Origin of the sequence: Streptomyces prunicolor (assembly GCF_045162825.1) — a bacterium.
GTDB classification, from domain to species: domain Bacteria; phylum Actinomycetota; class Actinomycetes; order Streptomycetales; family Streptomycetaceae; genus Streptomyces; species Streptomyces prunicolor.
Genome location: NZ_CP108676.1, coordinates 8373841 through 8392837, shown reverse-complemented (window position 1 = coordinate 8392837; position 18997 = coordinate 8373841). Strand labels below are relative to the sequence as shown.

At 71.7% G+C, this 18997-nt stretch carries 12 protein-coding genes; 6 read left to right on the top strand and 6 right to left on the bottom strand.

What is annotated here, in order from left to right; all coding sequences use genetic code 11:
* Positions 1-150: 150 nt before the first annotated feature.
* Positions 151-819 carry a LuxR C-terminal-related transcriptional regulator gene (locus OG588_RS38250; protein ID WP_366092906.1) on the bottom strand — a complete coding sequence of 223 codons (669 nt, stop codon included), beginning with the start codon at positions 817-819 and terminating at the stop codon, positions 151-153.
* Between the two features lie 236 nt (positions 820-1055).
* On the opposite strand from OG588_RS38250, the gene OG588_RS38245 reads away from it, so the two are divergent.
* Positions 1056-3839, top strand: coding sequence for a LuxR C-terminal-related transcriptional regulator (locus OG588_RS38245; RefSeq protein ID WP_405953306.1), 2784 nt, complete (start codon positions 1056-1058; stop codon positions 3837-3839).
* Between the two features lie 13 nt (positions 3840-3852).
* Here OG588_RS38245 and OG588_RS38240 read toward each other — a convergent pair whose 3' ends face one another.
* Complete coding sequence (locus OG588_RS38240) at positions 3853-5118, bottom strand: alpha/beta hydrolase (protein WP_405951209.1); 1266 nt, start codon at positions 5116-5118, stop codon at positions 3853-3855.
* Positions 5119-5417: 299 nt separating this feature from the next.
* Between OG588_RS38240 and OG588_RS38235 the strand changes: the two genes are divergently transcribed.
* Entirely contained in the window at positions 5418-7559 is a 2142-nt protein-coding gene (locus OG588_RS38235) for an ATP-binding protein (RefSeq protein WP_405951208.1), read from the top strand.
* A gap of 60 nt (positions 7560-7619) precedes the next feature.
* Here the strand turns inward: OG588_RS38235 and OG588_RS38230 are convergent, their stop codons facing one another.
* Entirely contained in the window at positions 7620-8180 is a 561-nt protein-coding gene (locus tag OG588_RS38230) for a DUF3455 domain-containing protein (protein WP_405951207.1), read from the bottom strand.
* 401 nt (positions 8181-8581) lie between these two features.
* Between OG588_RS38230 and OG588_RS38225 the strand changes: the two genes are divergently transcribed.
* A complete protein-coding gene (locus OG588_RS38225) occupies positions 8582-9562 on the top strand; it encodes a thaumatin family protein (protein ID WP_405951206.1) in 981 nt (326 codons plus the stop codon).
* 24 nt (positions 9563-9586) lie between these two features.
* On the opposite strand, the gene OG588_RS38220 is transcribed toward OG588_RS38225, so the two are convergent.
* A complete protein-coding gene (locus tag OG588_RS38220) occupies positions 9587-11449 on the bottom strand; it encodes a sigma-70 family RNA polymerase sigma factor (RefSeq protein WP_405951205.1) in 1863 nt (620 codons plus the stop codon).
* A gap of 197 nt (positions 11450-11646) precedes the next feature.
* Here OG588_RS38220 and OG588_RS38215 point away from each other — a divergent pair, with 197 nt between their 5' ends.
* Positions 11647-12663 (top strand): thaumatin family protein, encoded by a 1017-nt coding sequence (locus OG588_RS38215; RefSeq protein WP_405951204.1) that lies wholly within the window; start codon positions 11647-11649, stop codon positions 12661-12663.
* Positions 12664-12691: 28 nt separating this feature from the next.
* Here OG588_RS38215 and OG588_RS38210 read toward each other — a convergent pair whose 3' ends face one another.
* On the bottom strand, positions 12692-13384 hold the full coding sequence (locus OG588_RS38210) for a hypothetical protein (protein WP_405951203.1): 693 nt from the start codon (positions 13382-13384) through the stop codon (positions 12692-12694).
* A 149-nt stretch (positions 13385-13533) separates the two neighbouring features.
* On the opposite strand from OG588_RS38210, the gene OG588_RS38205 reads away from it, so the two are divergent.
* Positions 13534-13827, top strand: coding sequence for a hypothetical protein (locus OG588_RS38205; RefSeq protein ID WP_019063362.1), 294 nt, complete (start codon positions 13534-13536; stop codon positions 13825-13827).
* Positions 13824-14465, top strand: a complete 642-nt coding sequence (locus OG588_RS38200) for a hypothetical protein (RefSeq protein WP_366092914.1) — start codon at positions 13824-13826, stop codon at positions 14463-14465. Before OG588_RS38205 ends, OG588_RS38200 begins: the two co-directional genes overlap by 4 nt.
* A gap of 117 nt (positions 14466-14582) precedes the next feature.
* On the opposite strand, the gene OG588_RS38195 is transcribed toward OG588_RS38200, so the two are convergent.
* Complete coding sequence (locus OG588_RS38195; protein WP_405951202.1) at positions 14583-18974, bottom strand: FtsK/SpoIIIE domain-containing protein; 4392 nt, start codon at positions 18972-18974, stop codon at positions 14583-14585.
* Between the last annotated feature and the right edge of the window lie 23 nt (positions 18975-18997).

Sequence of the window (18997 nt, the reverse complement as noted above, 5' to 3'; positions counted from 1 at the left end):
CGTGCCCCGCGGTACGCGTCGGCGCCCGGTACGCCCCTGTCGGCCGTCCCCCGATCGTGCCGTCCCAACCGCCGTTCCCCGCAAGCACCTTGGGGACAGCGGCGGGGCACGGTAGGTTGCCCGCGTGTCCGCCTTCGAGTGCCCGTTCGGTCAGATGTAGCCTTCCCGAAGGGCATGCGCCACGGCATGCGCCCGATTGCGCAGGTGAAGGCGTGTGGTCAGCCCGTGCATGACGTTTTTGACGGTGCGTTCGGAATAGGAGAGCTTGCTGGCTATCTCTCCGGTGTCCAGCCCCTCGGCGACCAGCCGCAGGACGTCCACCTCACGCGGCGAGAGCCCCGAGGGATGGACTCCGGACCGGCCCGCCGCGCTGCGGTGCAGCGTCCCCACCTGCTCGACGAGTCTGCCGATCAGATCGGCCGGCAGATCGCCGTCACCGCGGGCCGCGGCGACCACGGCCTGCACCAGGCGCTGTGCGGTCGCCTCCCCACGCCACACGATCGCGCCGACCCCGCACTCGATCACGTCGAGCAACTCGGCCTCGCGCAGCGCCCCGACGACGAGCACGGCCCGCCCGCCCTCGCTGCGCACGAGCCGCCGCAGCCGGGTCAGCGCGGTCTCGTCGAGGGTGTCGGCGATGAACAGGGCCACTCTGCCGGGCCCGGTGTCGTTCTCCTCGCGGAGGTCGATCTCCGGGTATCTGCGCAGCTGGCTGAGGGCTCCCTCACGGGAGATCGGGTCCGGGGCGTGCACCGCCACGGGTATCCGGTCGCCGGAGTCGGCCGTGCCGGGGTGTGCGGGCCGCGATGAGCTGAGCAACGTTCTCCCTCGAATCCACATACGTGCCACCCCGGTTGCACTGGTGGCGGCCGTGTACTCCTCACCCTCACGGGGCGGGTGGGGCGCGCGCAATCGTGGAGCACCACGAGCAGCACCACGAGATCGGACGTACGGCGGACCACGGTCAGTGAGCGACGAGGACGGCGGCGACCGACACGACGGGTACGACGGACATGAGGAGGACCGCGATGACGGGGACGACGTCTGACGCCGCAATGTCCGCGACACCGCCCGAACACCGGGACGCGACACGGCTGTTGGCGGCGGAGGCCGCGTGGGCCCGGGCCGGTGCCGGTCGGCTGGTGCTGCTGCGCGGGGCCACCGGGACGGGCCGCACCACCGTGCTGGAGGGTGCCGTCACGGACGCCCTGGCGCACGGCATGCGGGTGCTGCGGGCCCGCTGTTCGCCCCGCGACCAGGCGGTGCCGTACGCCACCGTGCTGCAACTGATGGCCCCGGTACCGGAGTTCGGGGACACGGCGTTCGCCGGGGACGAGCGGGCGAGCGCGGAGCTGTTCCGTCGGGTGCTGCACTCCTACGCCGACCGGGCGCCGCTACTGATCGCGGTGGACGACGTCCACCTCGCCGACCCGGCCTCGCACCGCTGGCTGGTCGAGTCCGCCCGGCACGTCGACCGATTACGGATCCTGCTGGTCGCCACGGAACGCAGCCAGTACGACGTCGACCCACCGGCCCCGGGCCTGACCCACACCCTGTCGCCCGCCCTGGTCCGCACCCTCACGCTGGCCCCGCTGACCGCGAACTCGGCCGCCGGGCTGGTGCGTTCGGCCCACCCGGACGCCCCCGCACCGTGGATCGACGACTGCGTACGGGCCGGTGCCGGCAACCCGTTGCTGCTGCGCGCCCTGCTCGACGACCTCGGCGCCGGCCGGCATCCGACCGTGCCGAAGACGTCCGCCGCGCTGTACCCGGGCGCGTATCCGGCCGCCGTGTCCTGGTGGTTGGACAGCGCGGGCCCGGCCACCGGTGAGGTCGCCCGAGCGCTGGCCGCGCTGGACGAGGGCTGGGACGGGGGCACTCCACGGGATCTGCCGAGCGGCCACACCACCTGCCCCGCCGACGAACTGGCCGCTGTGATCGCCGAGTTGGCGGGTGCCGACCCGGCGCGGGTGACCGGCTGGCTCACCGCGATGAGCGGGCTCGGGGTGCTGCGTCCGGACCCCGACGGGCGTCCGCGCTACGCGCATCCACTCCTGCGGGACGCGGTGCTCACCGGCGTCCCCGCGGCTCGACGGCGGGCCGCGCACGCGGCGGCGGCCGAGACGATGCAGCGCCACGGTGTCTCCCCCGACACGGTCGCCCGGCAGCTGCTGCTGGCCGACCCGGTGGGCGAGCTCTGGACGTCGACCGCTCTCCAGGAGGCGGCCACCCTCGCGCTGCACGACGGCCGCACGGCCGACGCGGCCGCCTTCCTGCGCCGGGTCCTGGAGGAACCGCTCACGGACGCCCGCAGACAGCAACTGCTCACCGAACTGGGCTCTTTGGAGTACCAGGCGCAGACGGCGGCGGCCGGTATCCCCCGACTCAGCGAGGCGTTACGGCTGTCCGGAGCACCGCAGGACACGGTGCGCGCGGCGGTGGCGCTCGGCACGGCGCTGGCCGGCCGGGGCAGGACCGTGGCCGCCGTGGACGTACTGCGCACGCTGGAAGACGAGTTGACGGACCGTCCGCAGTTGATCCGGACCCTCCAGACCGCCTCGGTGCTGCTGTCCGAGCAGGACCAGTCGGTGCGCAAGGAGGTGTACCAGTGGCTGTGCGACGCCGCCGAGCACTCGCCGGAGCTGGTCGGTACGGCCGGTCACGCGCTGGTCGTGCGGCATGCGGCCACGGCCGGGCTGATCTCGGCGGCGGAGGCGATGCGGCGGCTGCGGGCGCTGCTCGCGCAGCCCGCCGATCCGCTGACCGAGCCGTTCCTGCTCGGTACGGCCGCCGCCGTCGCCCAGTGGGCCGACGAACTCCCGGAAGCGGAACGGCTGGTGGAGCGCGGCCTGGTGGGTCAGCGTCCCGACGTGCTGCACCCGATGTACGAGGCGCTGGTCAACGTACGGGCCGACATCCTGGCCGCGCGCGGCGAGCACGCGCGGCTGCTGGCGGAGCCGTGGGCGCGGGACCGGGCGTACACCGGGCCCTCCAACCGGCAGGCGCAGGTGCTGCTGGCGCTCGTGGCGACCGGCGAGGAGGCGCGGGCGCTGCGGCTCGCGGACGGTTTCGACCTGCGATCGGCGCCCGATTCCTGGGAGTTGAACCGCTTTCTCTACGCGCGGGGAGTGGTGCGTGCCGCTACCGGCGACACGGCGGGCGCGTTGCACGACTTCCTGGAGTGCGGGCGCCGGCAGTCGGCCCGTGAGGTGATCAGCCCGGTCGTCACCCCGTGGCGCACGGCCGCCGCCGAGTGCCGTCTCGCCCTGGACCGTCCCCGGGAGGCCATCGCCCTGGCGGAGGAGGAGCTGCGGCTGGCCCGGGTGTGGAACACCCCCCGCACGATGGGCCGTTCACTGCGCGTCCTGGCCGCGGCAACCGGCGGCCGACGCGGTCTGGAGCTCGCGGAGGAGGCCGTACGGCTGCTGCGGGACGGGCCGGTGGGGACGGAGGCCGAGTTGGTGTCGGCGCTGACCGTGCGGGGCCGTGGACTGACGGCGGCCGGGGACCGGCGGCGGGCCCGCGCCTGTCTGCGGGAGGCCGCGGAGCGCGCCGAGCGGCTGGGGGCGACGCGTCAATGGGCGCTGGCGGAGGAGGCGTTGGGCGAGAGCGGCGCCCGGCGCACCGCCCCCGCCCGGACCGGCTGCCGCTCCCTGACGAGCAGTGAGCGGCGGATCGCCGAACTGGCCGCCGACGGCCGGACGAACACCGAGATAGCCGATCTGCTGCACCTGGCCCGCCGCACGGTGGAGACCCATCTCACCAGTTCCTACCGGAAGTTGGGCATCCGGCGACGGGGCGAACTGCCCGGGACGCTGGGACGTGCGAACGGGAAGTGACCGCCACTGTGCGCTACTTGCGCGTACCGGCGGTCGGCTTCTTGGTCTCGGTGCCCTCGGCCCGCACGGTGCTGTTGCCCTTCTTGGGGACGTGCCGGGGCACGACGTCCTGGGGGAAGGTGAGTTGCTGGTTCATCCACTTCAGGGCGGCGGGCATCTCCCGTACCCAGGTGGGGAAGTTGTGGCTGCCGGACTCGGGCAGGATCGACGCGACGCGCATGGGCGCCTTGACGGCCTTGATGAACGCGAGGGTCTGCGGGTAGCCCCGCTCGCCGTGCTTGCTGTCGGCGACCAGGACGGAGACCTGGGGTGCGGGCAGGTGCTTGAGCCGCCACATCAGGTCGTGTCCGTTGACCCGGTTCACCCGGCCGAGGCCGCTGCCGAAGAGGTTGCCGGTGGTGGGGTCGTCCTTGATCCGGTAGTCCGGGGAGAGCGCGGCGGCCGTCGTGTACACGTGCGGGTTGCGCATCGTCAGCTGCAGGGCGCAGGTGCCGCCGGAGGAGTAGCCCATGACGCCCCAGGCGCTGGCGTCGTGGCCCACCCGGTAGACGGACTTGAGGGCCTGCGGAAGGTCCTTGGCGAGGAAGGTCTCGGTCTGCGGTCCGCCGGGGACGTTCACGCACTCGGTGTCGCGCGGCGGGGCGATCGTCGGCCGGATCATCACCATGATGGTCGGCTGCATCTGCCCGCTCTTCTGCAACTGCCCGGCGGTCTGCGACACCCGCAGATACTGCGCGAGGTTGAAGATGCTGCCCGGGTAGCCGCTGAGCGCGACGACGACGGGGAAGCGCTGGCGTGCGTACGCCTTCTGGAAGTACTGCGGCGGCAGGTAGACGAACGCCGGGTCGACGACTCCCGTACGGCGGCCGATGACCTTGACGGACTCCACCTTGCCGTTCACCGCGGGATTGCCGGTGGGCAGTCCGCTGACCCGCTTCAGCTGCTCGTCGCCGGCGGGCTGCACCAGCGCCCCCTTGACGGTGACGCCGCCGATCGAGCCGTCACCGGTGTGGTCGGCCGCCTGGGTCACGCCGACGGGGGCGGTGTCGACGTTGCCGAACAGCTCGCCCCACGATCCGAAGAACTGGTACGAGGAGTTCAGCCAGCACGCGAACGCCGCGATGATGGTGACCTGAGTCACTCCAATGGCTGCCAGCCGCCCGAGCACGTGCCGCACGCCCCGACTGGCGAGCCGCGGCCACACCCAGACCAGCAGCGCCACGCAGACGGCAGCCACGGCCGCCACCACATAAACGGTAGTCTCGCTGGTCAAACCCATGCCACTCAGTCCCCAGATTCCTTGCCTGTGCTGTTTCCTTCACACAGAAGGAGGGCTTCGGACCCTTCCGCGTTCCTCAACGAGCACGAATAGGACAAAGAAGCGGGTCGGTACGGGTTTCCACGGACGGCCCCCTCGCAGGTTTACGGCGCCCCGTTCGGCGTCCGGTCGGCATCCCTCCGGCGATCGGTCGAGTCGTCCGTAAGCCCTACGTAAGGTCGCGCCGTATCCCGTCGTCCATCCCGACCCGGTAGGTTTCGCAGCGGCCCGAAGCGCTCGACTCCGGGGAGGGGAACGGCATGGCGAAGGACGATTCCGCCCTGCGGTCCGGCCCCGGCGACGACAACTCGGCGGACGGACACGGCAGTTCGGCCGGGAACGGTCGGCTGGCGGACAAGCTGGCCTCCGCCCGGCTGCAGAATTTCGTCGGCAGGCACGAGGAACTCGCCCTGTTCCGGCGGGCGTTGGCCGGCGAACCCGGTGCTCCGATGGTCATCGTGCTGCACGGCCCGGGCGGCATGGGGAAGAGCGCGCTGTTGCAGCGCTTCGGCGCGGAGGCACGCGCCGCGGGCCGGCCGGTCGTCGGCGTCGACGCCCGTACGGTCGAGCTCTCGCCGTCGGCCTTCGAGGAGGCGACCGCCGAGGTCTTCGCCCGCGACAACGCTGTCCTGCTGGTCGACGACTTCGAGCGCTACCGGGACATGGAGGAGTGGATACGCGACCGCTTCCTGCCCCGGTTGCCGGCCGGTGCCCTGGTCGTCGTCGCCGGACGGCACGCGCCCGACCCGCTCTGGAAGGCGGACCTCGCGTGGAGCGAGGTCCTCCAGGTCGTGCCCCTGCGGGAGTTGGGGCCCGCGGACGCGGCGGCACTGCTCACCGCGCAGGGCGCCGACCCCGCACCGCACGCCTCGCTCCTCCGGTTCGCCGCGGGTCATCCGCTCGCCCTGCGCCTGGTGGCGGAGGCCGCGACTCACGACAATGCCGCGACGGACGAGGTCTTTTGGGCTCCGTTACGGACGGTCGTCGACCGGCTGCTGACCCATATGGTCGGCAGACCGCCCTCGCCCGCCCACCGGCGGGCGCTGGAGGTGTGCGGCCATGTCGCGGACACCACCGAGGAGTTGCTGCGCGTGGCGCTCCCGGGCGAGGACGCCACCGAACTCTTCGCCTGGCTACGGCAGTTGTCGTTCATGAAGTCGGGCCCCTTCGGGGTGTGCCCGTACGACGTGGTCCGTGACGCCCTCGACAGCGACTTCCGCTGGCGCGACCCGGAGCGCTACAAGGCCATGCACCGCACGATCCGCCGCCATCTGGTGGGGCGGGTGCGCGACGCGCCGGAGAAGGAAGCCCTGCGCGCCGCACGGGAGTTCAACCACATCGTCTCCAGAGCGCAGTGGCTGAGGGAGTTCCAGGGCGCCCGGGACGAGGCCGACGTCCACGAGCAGCCGATGCGCCCGGAGGACGCCCCCGCGCTGATCGAGCTGACCCGCGAGGTCGAGGGCGAGCACAACGCCCGCGCGGTCTCCTACTGGTTGAGGCGCCAGCCCGAGGCGTTCCATGTCCACCGGAGCTGCGAGACGGGTCAACTGCTGGGATTCATGGCCTGGTTGAGGATCGACGCGCTCGACGACGAGACCCGGGCGGCCGACCCGGTGACGGCGGAGGCGTGGGAGCTGGTCTCCGCGATGACTCCCCCGCGCCAGGGTGAACATCTCGGTGTGGCGCGGTTCATGGTGCACGGGGAGAACCACCACCGCCCCTCGCGGTCATGGGACCTGGTGCGGATGCGGATCGTCTTCGAGCTGCTGCGCGCCAAGCACTGCGCCTGGTCCTGTTTCGTCAGCGCCGAACCGAAGTTCTGGGCGCCGCTGATGACGTACCTGGGCATGTTCCAGCCGCCCCGGCGGGCCGTCCACGCCGAGCGCGGGTACGGCCTGTTCTGCCACGACTGGCGGGCGGCGCGGGCGGAGGAGTGGGCCGAGGGGATCGACGCGCGCCTGCTCGGCGGGGCACCGGCCGCGACGGCCGGGAAGCCCAAGTCCCGTGTCGCACCGCTGAGTCGGGAGGAGTCGGACGCCGCCGTCCGGGAGGCGCTGCGCGGCTGGCTCGACCCCGGCGGCCTCGCCGACAATGCGTTGCTGCGCAGCCGACTGGTGGAGGAGCTGAGCGAGGGCGACCCGGTGACCGCGCTGCGCGACCTGATCGGCAAGGCCGTACAGCGGCTGAACGCCCATCCCCGCACCCGACATCTGCACGACGTGCTGACGCTGACCTACCACTCGACGTCCACCCAGGACGCGGTGGCGCGGAAGCTCAACATGGCGTTCAGCACGTACCGCCGGCATCTGGCCCGGGCCCTCGACGAGGTGCGCGAGACGGTGTGGGACTGGGAGGTGCACGGCCGGATCAGGGCCGAACAGGAGCCCCCGCAAGGGAGTTGAGCGGCCGACAGTGGCCCCCTCGGAAGTACCCGGGAGCCACTGCCGTCGCCGTCCGCCGAATTACTTGGCGGGCTTGTAGAACGCGTACGTGGCGGTGTACTGCACGCTGACCTGGTCCGTGCTGGTGCCGGTGCAGGCCGTGGTGGGGGCGACGCCGCCGCTCGTGGCCAGGCGCTGGACGTAGGAGACGTCGGCGAACGTCCCGGTGCCGCGGGTGGCCGTGGCCTTCACCAGCAGTTCGGGGATGGCGCCCGTCTTGGGCGAACTGGCGATCGCGGAGCCGTTCACGGCGCTGCCGTCCACCGTGGACACCCACACCGGGCCGCGCGAGTGCAGGGCGACGGAACGCTTGGCGGGGTCCTTCTTGGCCCACAGGGTGGCGGCCGGCTCCAGCAGCGTCCAGGCGCTGTTGGTGCAGGTGTAGGTCTGGACGCCGGCGGCGGAGAAGACGCCGGTGAGCTTGTTGCCGTCGGGGACCTTCAGCGCGTCGGGCACGGTGACGCCGAGGCGCAGCGGCGGCTGCGGGGTGGCGGCCTGGCCGACGGTGGCGCTCACGAGCGTGCCGGCGGCCACGGCGGTGACGGCCGCGGTGGTGAGGACAAGACGTCTGGCGATCTTCATCGATGTGTCTCCAGAGCAATTTCTGAACAGGGTCGCGGGTATCGGGGTCGCGGATGTCCGGACTCCCGGGCCGATCAGATGATCTTTCGGTCCCGCAGCCGCAATGTACGGCGGAACGATGGAGGAACAATCACGGCCGGGTTGCCAACTTCTGATCGACTTGTGTCCAGCGCTGCTCACCTCGTGCGTATTGCCGGCCCTGTTTCCGTTGTCCGGCACACGGCCCGCCGGTCTCCTCTACGGAAGACTCCGTCGGCCGGATCGCCGCGCGACGGAGACGTGGGAACGGACAGGAGTGTTGAGAGATGCCTCGTTGCCGGTTGTCCATCCGCCGCCAAGGGCGTGCACGATCCGTGGCGGGCCACCGCCGCGCGCCCCGCCCGGGACGCAGACAGGCAGGCATGGCCGCCGCGGCGGTCCTCACCTGCCTCGCCGTGGTGACCGGCGTACTGCTGACCCGCGCGCAGACGGGAACCCCGGGAGACCGCACGGTCGCCGGCCCGTCGTCCGCGCACGGTACGGCGACCGCCGGCACCCCGTCCCGCCCCGGTCCCTCGCCCACGACGACGTCATCGCCGAGCGCCAAGCCCTCCCCCTCGCCCACCCCTGACGCACGGAAGCCGTCCAAGTCCGGCCCCTCGCCGTCCCGCGCGGCCGGTCAGCCGAAGGCCGCGACCCCCGGCAAGCGAACCGTCACCCTCGTCAACCGCCTCGACCAGACCATCTGGCCCGCGATCGCGGCGGACCCCAAACACCCTGTGGAGGCGACGGGTTGGGTGCTGAAGCCCGGGGCCAGCCTCAGCTTCGCCGTCCCCGACCACTGGGACGTCCGGGTGTGGGCGCGCACCGGTTGCTCCTTCGACGCGGCCGGTGACGGCCACTGCGCGACCGGGGACTGCGGCCGTTTCCAGTGCGGCTCGACCTGGGGCGAATTCCCGTCCACGCTGGCCGAGTTCAACCTGAACGCCTGGAACGGCATGGACTTCTACGACGTCAGCCTGGTCGAGGGCAACAACCTGCCGATGTGGATCAACAGTTACGGCGGCTCGTCCCGCGACAAGCTCGACGCGAACGGCTGCTCCGCCGCGGGCTGCACCCGGGACGCCAACGCGACCTGTCCCACCAAGTTGCAGCGGATCCGGGGCGGCAAGGTCGTGGCCTGCCTGAGCGCCTGCCTGGTCTTCAAGACGGACCAGACCTGCTGCACCGGCGCCTACGCCGCACGCCCCCAGTGCGTCCCCTCGTCCTGGCCCGTCGACTCGGCGGCCGTGTTCAAGAAGGCCGAGCCCTTCGCCTACTCCTACGTCAACGACGACGCGACCAGCGTCCTCACCTGCTCGGGAGAGTGCGGCTACCGCATCACCTGGGGGGTGAGCCCCTGACCCAGGTGATGCGGCCGGGCCTGCTCAGTCGGCGGACTGGAAGGCCCGGCCCGCCGCGGTCGTCGTCGTACCGTCCGTGAAGAGACCGCTGCTCGGCTTCGACGGGTCAGCGCCCAGCCCGAACCACGCGTAGCGCTGCACATACGACAGCCCGTCGAGCGCCTTGGTGGACGCGGTCACGAAGTCGGCCTGTTGTTGCGCGGTCGGGAAGCGGGTGCCCTGGGAGAAGTCGATCAGCGCGTACTCGGTGAGCCAGATCGGCTTGTGGTAGCGCGCGTACACCGCCGCCAGATACGACTTCAGCTGGTCGACAGCCTGCGGGGTGCGGAAGTCGCCGCCGTACCAGTGCAGGGTGATGAAGTCGACGCGGTAGCCCTTCGCCTCGGCCCCGGACATGAACCGGTCCAGCCAACCACCCGCCGTGTCCCCGCCGTAGGCGACCGCGGGGCTGCCCAGGATCTTGCCCGCCGCCATGAGCCTGGGCCACAGCTCCAGCGCCTGGTCGACGGTCATGTTCGACTGCTGTGCCATGTCCGGTTCGTTGAACCCCAGCAGATACGGGCCGTACGACCGGGCCTGGGCGAGCGAGGAGTCGGTGACGGACTTCGCTCCCCAGATCATGGGCACGAACGACCCCGACGAGGGCGTCGTGATCCCCGAGTGCTGCGTGGACCAGGTGTAGTACCAGCTCGCCCCGCTCGCGGCGAGCGCCTGGCTCACCCCGCCGAACGACCACACCCCGACCCCCTTCTTGGCACCGGAGGCGATGTGCGCGGGGGCGGCGGCGGTGTGCTTGGAGGGAGACGGACTGGGCTTGGCCTTCGGTGTCGGGGACGGGCTCGGCGACGCGCTCGGAGACGCCGAGGGCGTGGGGCTCGGGGTCACGCTGACCACCGGAGCGGGCGATGCCACAGCCGTCGTAGAAGGGGAACCGCCGGTCAGCCGGGGCGCGACCAGCGCGGCCACCACGACGACGGCGACCGCCGCCGAACCACCCACGACCTGTTTGCCGCCGATACGGGCGGACCGGCGCCCGTGTCGCCGACGTGCTCCACCATGCCCTGAGGGAACGGCACTTGGGACGGCGTCCAGGATCCGGGACACGTCGAACCGGGCCGGTACCGCCACCAGCGGCAGCCCGCTGAGCAGCCGGTCCATCGGGAGCAGCCCCTCGTCCAACCCCTGGCACACCCCGCAGCCACGGATGTGCCGGGCAAATCGCTTGCGCCACAGGGCACTTGGTGTGCCGTCCCAGGTCGAGGCCGTCTCGTCCAATTCCGTGCAGCGCGGCTCGGCCACCAGAGCCCGCACCACAACCCGCGAGACCTCCATCTGCTTCTTCATCCGCTGCACCCGGACCGAGGCGTGCCGGTCGGACAGGCCCAACGCACCGGCGAGGTCGGCGCGTTCGAGTTCGCCGGTCTCCTCCAGCCACCACAGGGACAGCAGTTCCTGGTCGTCCGGGTCGAGCCAGCGGGTGGCCTCGACGACCTCACGGCGCTGCTCGGTCAGCCCCAGCCGCAGGATGGTCAGTCCGGCGAAGTCGAGTGCGGGGTCGGTGATCGCCTCCGCGTCCTCCAGGTGCGCCCTGCGGTCCCGGTCGGCGGCCCGTATCTGCTCACGGTCGCGTACCTGTCGGATCGTGATGGCCACCAGCCAGGACCGGAACGCGGCGGGATCCCGCAGCTTGGGCAGCCCCCGCACCATGCGCAACAGCGTCTCCTGTACGACGTCATCGACGTCGGCGTGACCGTTCAGGGCCCGGCCGACGATGTTGTAGACCAGCGGCAGGCACTGCGTCAGCAGGTGATCCAGGGCCTGCCGGTCGCCCGCGCACGCGGCGGTCACCAGGCCCGCGTCGGGTCCGCTCCTGGGCTTCTTGGGCATCTGGGTGTTCCTCCGCGTGTGGTCCGGCCGTGGCGTCTCTCTGCTTCGGAGACCGCCGACGCGCGCAAGGACTACAGAAAACAGGACAACAAAAGAAATCGGCCGGTCGCGTCCGAATTTATGTTGTCCGGCCGCCACCGAGAAGGTCACCGATAGGCAGGGACACATCCGGAGTGCATGAGGAAGGCGCGAGGACGATGGCACGAGGACGCAGAAGGCACAGCGCGAGCCCACCGCGACACCGCCGACGCTGGTGGTACGTCGGGGCAGCCGCCGTCGCGACGGCCGCCACCGTGCTGATCGCCTACAGCGTGTGGACGCCGTCCGGAACGGACGGCACGCGCACCACAACAGCCCACCAGGACACGGCCGCGCGCCCGGCCGTGTCCACCGGCGCGTCGCCCTCGCCCTCGCCTTCCCCGAGTCACAGCGCCTCGGCCTCTCCGTCCCCCAATGCCTCCGTCTCGAAGAAGAGCACAAGCCCAAGCAAGCCCACCGCCAAGGCAGTTGAACCGACACCGCACGCCTCGACGGCCCCGGCCGGCAAGCGCCTGATCACGGTCGTCAACCGCACCCCGAAGACGGTCTGGGCGGTCGTCACCAACACGGCCGTCTATCCGCAAGGCCGCCGACTCGCCCCGGGCCAGAGCCTGTCGGTGACCGTGGCGAACAACTGGGGCGGCCGTATCTGGGGGCGGACCGGCTGCACCTCGACGGCCGCAGGGCACTGCGCGACCGGTGACTGCACCAGCGTGTGCGAGGGCGCCAACCCGCCCACCACACTGGGTGAGTTCACGTTCGACGCGTACGCGGGGATGGACTTCTACGACGTGAGCATGGTCGACGGTTCGAACCTGCCGATGTGGATCAACATCTCGCACACCACGACCACCGACCCGGTCAGTTCCTCGGGCTGTTACAAGGGTGTCTGCACCTCGGACGTCGACTGCCCGACCGCGATGCGGGCCACCTCGGGCGGTCAGGTCGTCGGCTGCAAGCCGCCCTGCGCGGCGTTCGGCGGCGACACGTACTGCTGCCGCGGCGCCTGGGCGGGCCGTGAGAACTGCGTGCCGTCGAAGTGGCCGGTCGACTACACGCAGGTCTTCAAGCGGGCGGCCCCCTATGCCTATGCGTACGCCTTCGACGACGGGGCGACGATGCCGTGCAAGGGGGCCTGCTACTACAAGGTCACCTTCGGGACGACCGGCTCGTAGCTTCAACTCGTGGGTTCGGCCGGTGGGTTCAGCTCGTCGCCTTGTTACCGGTCGGGCCCACCGCGAACCAAGTGCCGCCCACGCCCTGGCCGTTCAGGTCGCCCGGCTTGCTGTCGCCGGAGAAGCGGTAGACGGGCCAGCCGCCGACGGTGATCTGGACCTGGCCGTCCGCGCGGCGGATGGCCCCGACCTGCTTCGGGTTCACGCCCGCCAGGTAGACGTTGCCGCCCTCCTCGATGGTCACGGGCGGCCACTTCACCGCGCAGTCGTCGTTGCAGTTCGACTTGGAGGGGGAAGCGGTGTCCTTGTCGAAGCGGTACAGCGCGGCCTGATTGATGTTGATCAGGTGCGGTGCGGAGAGCGAGGTCGAGGTTACCGCCGCCAACTGCACCCACTTGGGCGGCGCTTCCTGCACCACGGCCCCGACCACGGTCCCGCCGGTGCCGGTGAGGCCGTTGTCCTTCGCCGTCGAATCGACCACCTGGAGCGCCGAGTTGCCACCGCCCTGACCGGACGTCGTGGCCGAAGGGGACGCGGAGGGAGATGCCGGAGCGGCCGACGACGCGGGGGCCGAGGCGGCGGGGGCCGAACTGTCGCCGATGGAGATGGTCTTGCCGCAGGCCGAGAGGCTCGCCACACCGGTCAGGGCGAGAAGGGATGCGACAACGGCACGGCGCGCGGTGCTCTTCGAGGACAGCGGGCGGGTCTGGAGCGGGGTCATGTGGGCAACACGAGACAGCCCCGGCAACGGTTCAATGCCGGTGAACGATTCGGGCCCCCGACCTCGTGTTCAGGACAGAGACGGACCAGAGACACAGACCAGAGACACCTCCTCATCGCATCCTCATCGCACAGAAACGGGGGCCCGCAGTGGCGTCGGACGTCAACATCCCCGGGAGTGAACTCAAGGAGGCCCAGGACATGTTGGGCTTCGTGCACGACAACATCGACATCGGACACAACACGTTCGACTTCGACGCGGCCTTCGGGCCCGAGCTCTCCCGCGGCTCCGCCCAGAACTTCGAGAACAAGTGGGAAGACGGCAAGGGCCAGTTGCAGAAACAGGTGCTGGGCATCAAGGACGCGATCGGCAGCATCCTGGACTCCTTCGAGAAGACCGACCAGGACGCGGTGTCCAACCTCGACAGCGGGAGCGGCAAGTGAGCACGGCACAGCGGTTTCTGCTGGACATCCCGGACTCCTGGGACCAGGTCGACCTGAGCGGCGAGGAACTGGCCCGCACCCGTGGGCAGGCCCTGGCCTCGACCGACGACCCCCGGGAGAAGGCCCGCATCAACGACATGTTCCGGCAGGGCCGGGAGGTGACGCGGGCGGCCCGCCGCTACGGGGCGCTGCTGGCCGCGGGCACGGCGACGATGTACACCGAGGGCCTCTTCATGGCGTACGGCATGGTCTTCGCCGTCAATACGCCCAAGGGCGAGGAGCTCACCCTCCCCGTGCTGTCCGCGCGGCTCGGTGTCTCCTCGGCGAACGGTGTGGCGCCCAAGGACCGGGTCATCACGTCGGCGAAGGTGCCCCATGTGGGCACGGTGGCCCGCGTCACCGGCACCGAGGTGACCCGGCTGACCGGGGACATCGACGTCAAGCTGCTGACGATGCACACCATGATGCCGGTGCCCGGCAGCACGGAGGACTTCCTCGTGGTGACCCTCGCCAGCCCCAACCTGCCGCTGAAGAACGAGGTGTACGACCTCTTCGACGCCATCACCTGCACCTTCCGCTTCGTGACGGACGACGGTGTCCAGGTCTCCCCGGACGGCGCCGAGGGCGTCGCCGCCTGAGCAGCACGTCGTACGGCATGCCGAAGGGCGGTCGGACCTCCTTGGTCCGGCCGCCCTTCGGTGTTCCGCTGGAAGGAGATGCACCCCGAGGGGGGACTCGGGGTGCACCTCCGGCTTTTAGAGTTCCGCTTCGAGGAGCGGTACCTGGACCGAGCGCAGGGTGCCGTCGCCCAGGTGCAGCAGGCCCCGGCCCGGCTGTGGGGCCTGGCCGACGACGCCCCGGGTGAGCTTCACGCCGATGACCTCGCCGTCGCTGAGTCCCTGCGGGGAGAGCAGCATGCCGGTGCGGTTGCGCTTCACCTGGCCCATCCAGCCGGCCAGGCTCAGCGCGAGGGACTCCGCGTTGCCGGCCGCGAGGACGCCCCAGCCGGTGCCCGCGCCGCCGCGGGCGAGCAGCGCGAGGTCGGAGTCGATCTCGGCGCCCATGAACAGTTCGGCGTCGTCCACGACGATCACGCCGTACTCCTCGGGCACGCTGCCCAGCGTCTGCCGGAACTCGTCGACCGTCACCTCGGCGTCGGTGATGAGGGCGGCCACGCCGGGCCGCCCGAGCAGCTGCCGCAGCGGTGAGCGGCGGGGCGCCAGCACGATGAGGCCGGCGCCCGCGGCGAGCAGTGACTCCGCCGCGACGAGCAGGGCGGTGCTCCGTCCGGTGCGCGGCGGTCCGGCGATCACGAAGGTGGGTACGTCCGTCAGGTCGGGGCCGAGCGAGGTGAGGACGTCACCGCCCACGGCCACCAGCGGACGCATCGGCCCGCTGCGGGTGTGCAGGGTGAGTGCCTCGGCGTACGTGACCCGGTCGGGGAGCACGTCGAGGCGGATCGGGCGGCGTGCGGCGGGGACCGCGGCCTCGCGCTCGGTCAGTTCCCGGCCCAGGGCGAGCAGGACTTCGGCCTGGGCGGTGCCGGACAAGTCCTCGCCCAGCACCGCGAGTTGTACCTCGCTCAGGTCCTGGGTGCGGATGCCGCGTCCCGGCTCCGGGTCGGTCGGCGCGGACTTGGTGGGGATGCCGACGCTGGAGTAGTCCTGGCGGTCGTTGAGCCGGAGGACGATCTTGTCCTCGGTGGTGCCGGAGAACCGGCTGCCGCCGAGCACCCGGTCACCGGCCAGGACGACGTGGATGCCGACGCCCGCTCCGTCGCGCAGCAGGCGGATCATGCGTTCCATGTAGCTGCCGTTGTCGTACGAGGCGAACTCGCGCTCGAAGACCTCGAACCGGTCGACCATCAGCACGATGTGGGCGAGCCGCTCCTCGGGCGGCTGGCTGCCGCGCAGTTCGGAGAGGTCGGCGGTGCCCCGCGCGCCCAGAATGCTCTGGCGCGCGGTGAGTTCGGCGCCCAGCCGGTCCAGGAGCCGGCCGAGGCGTTCGATCTGGTTGCGGTCGACGACGGCGCCGCAGTGCGGCAGCGCGGTCAGGGCGTTGAGCGCGCCGTTGCCGCAGTCGATGCCGTACAGGTGGACGTCGTCGGCACCGTGGGCCTGGCCGAGGGCGGCGGCCAGGGTGCGCAGGGTCTGGGAACGTCCGCTGCGGGGCGAGCCGACGATGTGCAGATGGCCGGCCCGGTCGAGGTCGAGGACCAGCGCGGTGCGGGTCTGCTGTGCGGGCAGGTCGACCATGCCGTACTCGACGGTGGGCAGGGCCGCTTCGCGCTCAAGGGTGGGCTTGGGCGAGGGCGGTGCCGTCCAGGGGAGCAGGGTGGGCAGGGCCGGCAGCCAGGGGCTCGGCTGGCGGGGTACGTCCGCGAGCCGGGCCGCCTGGGCGATGGCTCCGGTGAGTACGGCGAGGTCGGTGACGGCCTCGGTCTGCGCGGCCGAGGAACCACCGCGGGAGCGGGCGCTCGGCAGCGGGCCGCCGAGGTTCTGCCAGGTCACCGGCTCGGCGCGGACGACCACTTCGGTTCCTTCGGCGGGCTGGCCGCCGGGCCTGCGGCCGCCGACGCGGCCGGACTGGAAGGGCAGCAGGGCCGACGGGCCGAGCCGGGCGTAGGCGCGGCCGGGGTTGGCCGGGGAGATCTCGCCGGAGTCGGGTGCGTCGATGATGTCGCGGCTCTCGGAGGTGTCGGTGGTGCGCAGCGCGATGCGCAGGTTGGTGTTGGCGCGAATGTCGGGGGTGACCGCGCCGCCGGGGCGCTGGGTGGCGAGCACCATGTGGATGCCGAGCGACCGGCCGCGCTGCGCGATGTTGACCAACCCCGAGATGAAGTCGGGCAGTTCGCGCACCATGGACGCGAACTCGTCGACGACCAGCAGCAGTCGGGGCAGCGGGGGCAGTACGTTGCCGCCGCGCGAGCGCTTGTCGAGGTAGTCCTCGATGTCCTTGGCGCCCGCCTGCGCCAACTGGGTCTCCCTGCGCCGCAGTTCGGCGCCGAGGGAGACCAACGCCCGCTCCACCAGCCGGGTGTCGAGGTCGGTGACCAGGCCGACGGTGTGCGGCAGGTCGGCGCACTCGGCGAAGGCGCTGCCGCCCTTGTAGTCGACGAGCACGAAGGTCATCTCGTCGGGCCGGTTGACCACCGCGAGGGTGGCGACCAGGGTCTGCAGCAGCTCGGACTTGCCGGAGCCGGTGGTGCCGGCGATCAGGGCGTGCGGGCCGTCGCGCACCAGGTCGACGGCGAACTCACCGTCGTAGCCGATCCCGAGGACGGCCCGGGTGCTGCGGCCGCCCAGCGACCAGCCGGCTACGACGGCCTCGGCGGTGGGCGGTTCGACCTTCAGGAGGTCCAACAGGCGTACGGCGCCGGGCAGTGCGCTCTCGTCGCTGTCGCCGACGCCGCGCAGAGGGGCCAGCGCGCGGGCGAAGTGCTCGTACCAGTCGGACTCGGGCGAGTCGCTGCGGACGTTCTCCAGCGCGGCGCCGGAGCCGGTGCGCACCCTGGAGGTGGTGGCGCCCGCCTCGGTGACGACGACGGCGCCGCACTCCTCGGGGAGGAGGCGCTCCTCGCGGTCGATGCAGATGGTGTGGACGCCCACGGACGGGCCGTCGCGCAGCAGCGCGATCACACCGGGCAACGAGCGGGCGCGGCGGGCCTGTTCGAGGACGACGAGGATGTCGGGGTAGCCGTTCGCTCCGCCGCGGACGAGGTCGGATCCGGCCGCGACTCGGGAGGCGACGAGCTGGCCGAGTTCGCCGATGCGCCGGGCCAGGGAGTCGGCGGTGGAGCCGATCAGGGCGTAGGCGTCCTCGCCCTGCGCCTGGGTGTGCGGCAGCCAGCGGATCCAGGACCAGTCGCGTTCACCGTCCGGTCCGGCGAGGACGACGAGGCGCAGGTCGGTGGGGCTGTGCAGAGCGGCGGCCTGCGCGGCCAGCCAGCCGGCCAGCCGGGTCGCGCCCGGTCCTGCGACGCCCGCGACGCCGGCCCTGCGCAGCGCCACGCTGACCGGAACCTGGTTCAGCGTCGGCACGGTGGAGCGCCGGTGCTCGTCCTGGTCCGGGTCGTCGACGCTGACGGAGGAGGGCAGGTCGGCGGTGCCGACGCGGACGGAGAGGAAGTCGGGGTCCTGCCAACGGCGTTCCCACAGCCGCTCCGAGGGCTGGACCGCCATCTGGAGCAGGGTGGCCGGATCGGGCAGGGAGAGGCGGAGGTTGTGCTGTTCGCCGAGTACGGCGGCGTCGACGTCGGCGCGCACGCGGGCCAGTGTCTGCTCGTACTCCTCTTTCTTCTCGACGTACTTGAGCATCGCCTGCTTGCGGCCGCCGAACTGGGTGATCAGGGCGGCGATCGGGGAGAGCAGCGCGATGAAGACGAAGGACCAGCGGTGCGTGACGAAGATGGCGATCGCGGCGCTGGCCGCGGGCACCAGCAGGATCGGGAGCAGCGGGATGGGCCGCTTGTCGGGCTTGACCGGCGGGGTCGGCAGCCGGAACTTGGCGCCCGCGGCGGGCGGCAGGAACCTCGGCGGCCGGTTGAACTCCAGGCCGAGACCGTCCTGCGCCGGGGTCAGCGGAGCGCGGGCCGTCTGCTGCGAGGTCAGCTCCAACAGGATGTCGCCGACGGCGAGTTGGCTGCCCTCCCGCCACGGGGACGGCGCCTGTGCGGGCTTGCCGTCGAGCAACGCCCGGTCGGTCATGAGGAGTTGGGCGCTGCCGTCGAGCCGGACCCGGACCCGGGCCGCGAGGCTCGGCGTGCCCGGGGCGAGGCGGACGCGGCACACCGGTCCGCTGCCGATGTCGTAGTCGCCCGGGACGAGCCGGAAGACGGTTCCGGCGCCCGGTCCCGAGACCACCCGGACCTCGGTGCGACCCTCGGGCTCGGGCTCCCGGGGTACGGGAGCGCCGAGTCCGAGGTCCATGCCGTCGCGCACCCCGGCCGCCGAGAGGGTGGTGTGCGGTTCGACGGGCGTCGGGCCGATGTAGAGGGGCGGCTCCCCCGCCGCCACCCCCGCGTACCCGACGGCCCGCGCCAGCTCGGCTGCCAACCGGCCCGCCTGCGCGGAGGGTTCGGTTTCCACGGCGACGGTGGTGGACACCCCCTCGACCTGCGGATCACGAACGCTGACGGTCAATCGCACTGCTCATCATCCTTCTGGTGGAG

Bases quoted from the DNA above. Each gene is read 5' to 3' on its own strand.
- OG588_RS38245 (WP_405953306.1), top strand. From the start codon at position 1,056: ATGTCCGCGACACCGCCCGAACACCGGGACGCGACACGGCTGTTGGCG.
- OG588_RS38240 (WP_405951209.1), bottom strand. From the start codon at position 5,118: ATGGGTTTGACCAGCGAGACTACCGTTTATGTGGTGGCGGCCGTGGCT.
- OG588_RS38235 (WP_405951208.1), top strand. From the start codon at position 5,418: ATGGCGAAGGACGATTCCGCCCTGCGGTCCGGCCCCGGCGACGACAAC.
- OG588_RS38230 (WP_405951207.1), bottom strand. From the start codon at position 8,180: ATGAAGATCGCCAGACGTCTTGTCCTCACCACCGCGGCCGTCACCGCC.
- OG588_RS38225 (WP_405951206.1), top strand. From the start codon at position 8,582: ATGGCCGCCGCGGCGGTCCTCACCTGCCTCGCCGTGGTGACCGGCGTA.
- OG588_RS38220 (WP_405951205.1), bottom strand. From the start codon at position 11,449: ATGCCCAAGAAGCCCAGGAGCGGACCCGACGCGGGCCTGGTGACCGCC.
- OG588_RS38215 (WP_405951204.1), top strand. From the start codon at position 11,647: ATGGCACGAGGACGCAGAAGGCACAGCGCGAGCCCACCGCGACACCGC.
- OG588_RS38210 (WP_405951203.1), bottom strand. From the start codon at position 13,384: ATGACCCCGCTCCAGACCCGCCCGCTGTCCTCGAAGAGCACCGCGCGC.